At 66.1% G+C, this 6,626-nt stretch carries 3 protein-coding genes and 2 pseudogenes; all 5 read right to left on the bottom strand.

The window, feature by feature from the left end:
- Window positions 1-45: 45 nt before the first annotated feature.
- Window positions 46-492 (bottom strand): type IV pilin protein, encoded by a 447-nt coding sequence (locus K0M70_RS12580; protein ID WP_290782453.1) that lies wholly within the window; start codon window positions 490-492, stop codon window positions 46-48.
- Entirely contained in the window at window positions 492-5,663 is a 5,172-nt protein-coding gene (locus K0M70_RS12575; RefSeq protein WP_290782451.1) for a PilC/PilY family type IV pilus protein, read from the bottom strand. The genes K0M70_RS12580 and K0M70_RS12575 overlap by 1 nt, the downstream gene beginning before the upstream one ends.
- A gap of 19 nt (window positions 5,664-5,682) precedes the next feature.
- Window positions 5,683-6,174 carry a PilX N-terminal domain-containing pilus assembly protein gene (locus K0M70_RS12570; RefSeq protein WP_290782450.1) on the bottom strand — a complete coding sequence of 164 codons (492 nt, stop codon included), beginning with the start codon at window positions 6,172-6,174 and terminating at the stop codon, window positions 5,683-5,685.
- 2 nt (window positions 6,175-6,176) lie between these two features.
- Window positions 6,177-6,371, bottom strand: a pseudogene (locus K0M70_RS12565) (PilW family protein); the annotation flags it as partial.
- 69 nt (window positions 6,372-6,440) lie between these two features.
- Window positions 6,441-6,626, bottom strand: a pseudogene (locus K0M70_RS12560) (FAD-binding protein); the annotation flags it as partial.

Below are 6,626 nucleotides of genomic sequence, written 5' to 3'. Positions count from 1 at the left end.
CGCATCGCTGCGGGCCGTTCACTAGCACAGGCTTGCTGCCGGGGATTACCAGCAGATCGCCACGGTAGATGCGCTGACCGATTTGGCGCCCGCGTTGGTGAGCGTGTAAGTGCCGCATTTGTCGCCCGCCTGCGCGCCCGCCGGCACCGCCCGGATCGAATACGTCGTCCGGGTGGGCGCGGCCACGAAGCTGATGTTGTAGAAAACATCCCCTTCCCTGGGCGAGCGGTTGAACGGTGCCGCGATCACGTAGTTGGCGTAGGTGTTGTTGACGGTGAAATGCCGCTCCAGCACCTGAGCCAGTTCGCTCAGGTCCGCCGTGGCCTGCGCGCGACGCCCCTTCCTGACGCTCTCCTGATAGCTCGGGTAGGCGATTGCCGCGAGCACCGCGATTATCGTCACCACCACCATGATCTCGATCAGGGTGAAGCCGGTCGCGCGTTTGCCATTGAGGTTCATCAATCGTTTCTCCATTTTGGCCGCGGTGCGCATCAGCGGATCTGGCGCCAGGACTGACGGCCGCAAGGGCGCGGCAGGATCAGCGGCGCGGTGCCTTCAACGCGGATGACCACATTGCATCGGCTTCCGGTGCCCGGCCCGCCCGGCTGCGTCGGCAGCAGGGACTCATCGGGCGCGATGCAGCTGGTGTCCGCCGGATCGCAGGGCACGGGCACGCTGCAGCCAGCGTCCACGCCGGGACGGCATGGCGGCTGCGGCAGCACGACGCCCGTCTCGGTGACGGGGGCACCGTCGCCGATCTGGAGTCCACCGCAGTCGTTGGTGGGGCAAGCCGGGAGACCCGGGATGCCTACCGTCAGCTGGTTCAGCGCATTGGCTCCCGACAGGGCACTCAGGCCATAAAGGAAGTTGTCGCCGCCCGGGCTGCACGGATCGTCCTTGGGCTGGAACGTGGTGAACAGGATCACGCCCGACTGGATTCGCGGCGTGCCGATGTAGCGCTCACCGATGCCCGGCGCTGCATTGACCGTGAGGTCGAGATACCAGCCGAACTGGGTGGAATAGTCCACCGGGTTGGCGCTGGTGCTGCGCGTCACCTGGGCACCGACGTTCTGGCCGGTGATGGTCTGCTGCTGCAGGCTGGACCGCGTGAGGCTGGCCGTGCCCTTGTCGAGCACAGCGTAGAACGCCTGCACCTGGTTGGACGTGGCCGGGTCGGCGTCGGTGGCCGTCAGGTAACGACCGGTGCCGAAGTAAAGCATCGTGCCGCCGCTGGGCAGGCGAATCAGCTCCAGGCCACCGGTGATGGGCTGGCGCACGTTGGCCGAATCGGTCGCGGTGAACACCGGTGCCCCGCCGTAAGCCACGCCCCAACCCGTGGGCGAAACCGACGTCATGTCGATCTTCCAGAGGTTGCCGCGCAAGTCGCCGCCGTACACCGTGTCGGCCTTGCCGTTGCCGTCGATATCCTGGACCGCGATGTTGCCCAGGCCGTTGGTGAAGGTGCCGCCGTCGTTGATGACGATGGTGTTGACCGTGGAGCCGGTGGCCAGGTCGACCACCATCAGCGCCGGATCACCCGCCGCGCTGTTGTAGCCGTTGCCCACCAGGGCGTACCACTTGTTGTCCTCGGCCAGGATGATTTCCGGCCGACCGGACGCCTGGCCCAAGTTGAGGTTGAAGGGAGCGCTGCCGCCGCCCACCACTTCCCACATCACGTTGTTGGGACCGAAGGTCTGGGGCGACGTCACGTCCAGGCCGAACAGCGACTTGCCGCCGCGACCCGCCGTGCCAACCAGCACCGTGGCCCAATTGGCGCCGAGCTTGGCGTCCATGACGCTGACTTCGCCGTCGACGAAGTACTGGTGGCCGTTGGTGTCGAGGGTGCCGTACTCGGGATCCGCAAGGCGCCAGAGGTTGTCGCGCACGCCGAACGGCGAGAAGGCGAACAGCTCCACGCCGCCTCCATCCGCCAGCTTCTTGGCGTTGAAAGCGTGCAGGAAGCCGTCGTTCGCACCGACGTAAACCGCCGGGGTGCGGGTCGCCTTGGAGGCAACAAAGGTGGAGTACCCCGCTCCCAGCCCGCCGGGCAGGAAGGACCAGCCGTAGTCGTCCTTGTTTCCCGATACCGTGGGGCGCGAGTTGATGATGTCGCCCAGGACGGAGCTGCGGTTCCGGAGCGGGGCGCCTTCGAGGGCCCTATTGCCGCGCAGGTAGGAAATGACGTTTGCCGCCGTGGTGCCGCCCAGATCTCCGCTGAGATTGGCCGCCGTGGCACCAATGGCCGCCTGCTGTTCAGCCGCCGTGCCGAAGCCCGCGGCGGTGAAGGCCACCGGAACCCGGGTGGTGTTGGTGCCGAAGGCCTTCACGCCGACGATGTTGCGCGCCGGCTCGAGGGGCATGCGCGCCGCGGCGCTCCATTCCTGGGCACCGGCACCGCCGGTGGGGCTTACATTGGCCGCGATCAGGTCGCCGGTCCAATCGCTGCCGCTCGCATCAACGCTGTAGGTCGGCGCGAAGGACAGTGAGCCTTCGGTAACGCGCGCGCCCAGCACCCGGACGCTGCCGGAGGGCTTGGCGTCCTGGGCGATGGTGTCGAAGGCGTTGCTCAGCTGGTCGCGCAGGCGCAGGGCGTTGGTGACCAGGAAGTAGCTGTCCGGCACGCCGTCGCCGTCCGCATCCCATTCGGCCGCCTGCGGGATACCGTCATTGTTGGAGTCGCGGAAGCCGCCGTACTTGGCCGCGTACCACAGCGGGTCCTTGAGCACTTCAGCGGCCAGGGCACTACCCGCCGAGAACACCCGCGTGTTGGTCAGCGGCAGCTGGGCGCAGTCGGCAGGCATCGCGCCCACGTTGCAGTAGCCGGGCGCACGACCCGGCGGCGTGTTGAACCGATAGGCCGGGCTGTTGCCGACGTTGGTATCGATGTCGCGCACGTCCAGGTAGATGCCGTCGTTGGTGGTGCCCGAAATCACATAGCCCATGTGCTGGATGACGCTGCCGGCCGCGTACTCCGAGCGCAGCGTCACGGACACCGTGTTGTCGGCGTTCACCGCGATCTCGTAGCGGACGATGGCATCCATGTCGTGGTCGTTGCCCTGCTCCACGTCCTCATAGTTGATGCGGAATACCGCGAAGCCACGGCCGCTGTTCACCGTCGCATCCGTCGGCTGGCCGGGCAGGTTGACGATGCGCTCAACGTAGAAGTCAACGATGGTGTTGGTTGGCTGGAAGGCCAAGCCCGGATTGATGCCGAACGCGCCACCCACCGACTTCGCGAACGGCACGAGGCTGATGGTCCTGCCGGCGACCGGGATCTCGATGCGCGGCAGCGGCGAGGCCACCGCCACCGAATAGGTCCGCAGGTTCTGCACCGCATCCACTGCACTGATGTCGTTGACCCGGCCATAGCGGGCAACGGCGGCTGAATAATAGCTGCCGCCCTTGGTCGGTTCTTCCGGCACCAGGCCACGGATGTTGCCGAAGCTGGACGCCGACTTCACCGTAGGCGCGCCGTCGTCGATGGCACCGGCCTGGCCGATGTAAACCGAGCGCGGGCCGCCATACTCCTGGGTCCAGATGGTCTGGCCCTCGGTGGCGGCATTGAACGTGCTGATCGCGGCCGGCGTCATGCCATTGGGAACGGTGTCGCCGAACGCGTTGCCCGGCAGCCCCGTGTCGTAGCTGGGGTTGATGTCGCTGATCACGGTCTGGTACGGCCGCGCACAGGTCAGCTTGCCCTGGCCGCCACTGGCGATGGGCGCATAGGGGTCCTTCCAGGTCGCCGTGGGCAGGCCCATCGTGGCTTCTTCGGTAACGCCGTTGGCCGAGCCTCCGGTAGCGAAGATGGGCGTGGCGGCACCTGCGCCGGCAAAGTAGCGCAGGGACTCGTACATCATCTCGCCGATGGGGTTGCCCCACATGCGGCACTCGCCGTTGCCAAGCGCACGGGTTCCCAGGGCGCTGCAGTTGCCGCCCGAACTCCAGTTCGGGTTCTGGGTGCCTTCGCCGTCGCCGTTGTTGTAGTTGAAGCCGATCAGCCGCAGCGAATTTAGCGTGCCGATGATGCTGCCGGCGCCCAGGGTGAAGGTGCCGTTGGCGTTGATCTCGGACGTGAAGCGCTTGACCTCGCTGCGCAGCACGCCGCCCTGCAGGTTGTTGAACTGCGAGCCGGTGATCAGGCCGAACTCCATGCGCTCGCTTTCACCGTAGTCGTGCAGGATGCCGGTGGGCTTGTAGTTGACGCCCGCGCCCACGCCGTAGGCCTTGCAGTTGTCTTCGCGCCAGGCCGCATTCTCGGTCGGGCAGGCGCGCACGCGCAGCCGGTAGTTGACGATGGCGGCAGACCCGCCGACGGTCGGCGTCAGGTTGTAGAAGCGGGTCAGGAAGCGCGTTGCGCTGGAGTCATTGCGGTCGATGTTGTTGTTGGAGTTGTTGTTGGTGTTCAGGTCTTCCCAATCGAAAGTCCTGCCGCCGTCAACCTTGCGCCACTGCAGCAGGTAACCGTCACCACCGCTCCCCTCTTCCTGGCGGAACTTGATGTAGTAAGTGGTGTTGTCGGCCAGGAACACATTGCTGGTGGTGCGCGTGTCACCGGTGCCGGTGCCGAGGCACCCGCCGTTGCCGAAGCCGCGGCCATTGGGGTAACAGCCCACCGAGCCGTTGGTCACCAGGGTGGTAAGACTGGCGTTGCTGTAGATGGCGAAATCGATGTTGTCGTCGCCGTCGATCCGGAACTGGTAATTGCCGTCATTGGTCACATGGATCGCAGCAGTCGCCACAGTGAGGTAGTTGTCGTCGGCGCCGTTGGGATTGCAGTTGCTGCTGTTGCAGTTGAGGGTGTTGAGTGACACCTGCCCGCCAAACTGGTTGGCGGCCGTGGCGTAGTTCATCTCCATGGTGTCGAATTCCGCGCGGCTGCGCGGATGACCCGGGAACGGCTGGGCCGCGCCTGCGGCGCTGCACTGGGGGCCGGTGCTGCCATGCTCGCAGCGGTTGCCCGCCACGGGGCCTTCGATCGACACCCATTCCCAGACGCGGTAGGGGCTGTTGGCCTGCACGCGCAGCACGGGGGCGCGGCCATCGGACGCGGTGGTGGTGACCGCAAACAGATTGAAGCGGTCGGCGTCGGGCGCCGACAGCGGCGAGTAGCGGCCGATGTCGTAGCCGTCGCGCGCAACGCTCTGGTATTCCTTGCCCCAGCTGTGGCCGTCCTGGGTGATGTACGCGGCCTGCAGCACGGTCTCGGTGCCGCTGTCGGTGCTGCGCAGGCCACCGTAGAGCACCTTGCGCAGGGCGTCCATGCGCGACGTGGCCAGGTAGTTCAGGAAGTCGCCGCTCCAGTAGCCGCTGCATTCCTTGCCGTTGGCGCCCCCGCCTACGGCCGCGGGCAGGAACTTGTCGCCGTCGTGCGAGTAGCAGACCTTCGAGTTGAAGTAACCGTAATACTCGATGGTATTGGGCTTGTAGCCCACGTCGAGCACGCCGTCGCCGTTGAGGTCGGACGTGTCGTTGTACGCTTCGTAATAAAGCTTGTGGTCACGGCCCACCACCAGCATGTTCAGCGGCGGCACCTGGAAGGTGTTGAACAGCGGCGACTGGGCAATCGGCAGGGACTGCGCGGTAGCGGCTTGGGGGCTGGCGAGGCCAGCCACGAAAGTCAGCGCGGTCAGCAGAGAAAGGGCGAGGGGGCGATGGTTTTGCATGGTTTTCTCCGGACTCCGCTCAGGGAATGAACACCGTCTCGATCACGACGACGGTGGAACCATCGGTCGCTCGGTCGGATGCTGCACCTGTGATCTGATAGATGCTGTTGGTGTCGTCGTTCACTTTCTGGCCGTACTTGCCGCTGGAAGTGCCCGAGCAGCGATCCACCCGGCGCGTGCGGATCGCCGTGGCGTCGGCATCCGGCACATCCACCTGGTTCGCCCAGGAATCGATGTTGAAATTGGCGCAGGTGTTGTCGGTCATGATCGGAGCGGTGCCCGCGGTGACCGTGCGGCCGATCTCGAGCTCGGAATCGCGAACCCGGGACTCGGCGTTCTGGAACGCCAGGTTCACGGTGCGGTAGTTTCCGGCCATGCGCTCCTGCATGGTCGTGATCTGCACGGCCACCAGGCCGAGCAGCGTCAGGATCAGCAGAATGATCAAGGCGATGTACAGCGCGATGCCGCGCTGTTTCTCAAGCCCGCGGAATGAGTGAGCGGTAGCTCTCATGGTCAGTTCCCGAAGAGGCGATTGCGGAGCGTGACCGTGTTCTCGTAGGAGACACGGAGGACGCCGGAGTTGGCCGGCGCCGTAACCCGCACGCCGTTCACGAACTGGTTGCTGACGCGGTCTTCGGTGGCCGCGAGGTCGGGACTGCGCATCAGCAAGCCGATGCGGACCGCGCCCACGCGGCGCCAGTTGGCGTCGGTGGCGGCGGCGGGGGCGTCGGGCACGGCCGAGGCCTTGTCGACCACCTCGCCGCAGCGCAGGCCGGCGGCGCGACCGAAGACGACGAGGTCGGTCAGGCTGTTGGAGCCGAGGCGGTTGGCCCCGTGCACCGAGACGCAGGCCGCCTCGCCCACGGCCATCAGGCCGGGCACGACGCTGTCGGCATTGTCGCCGACCTTGGTCAGGACCTCGCCGTGATAGTTCGTCGGGATGCCGCCCATGTTGTAGTGGAC

Origin of the sequence: Arenimonas sp. (assembly GCF_019459675.1) — a bacterium.
Lineage (GTDB): Bacteria > Pseudomonadota > Gammaproteobacteria > Xanthomonadales > Xanthomonadaceae > Arenimonas.
This window is presented reverse-complemented; position numbering and strand designations above follow the sequence as displayed.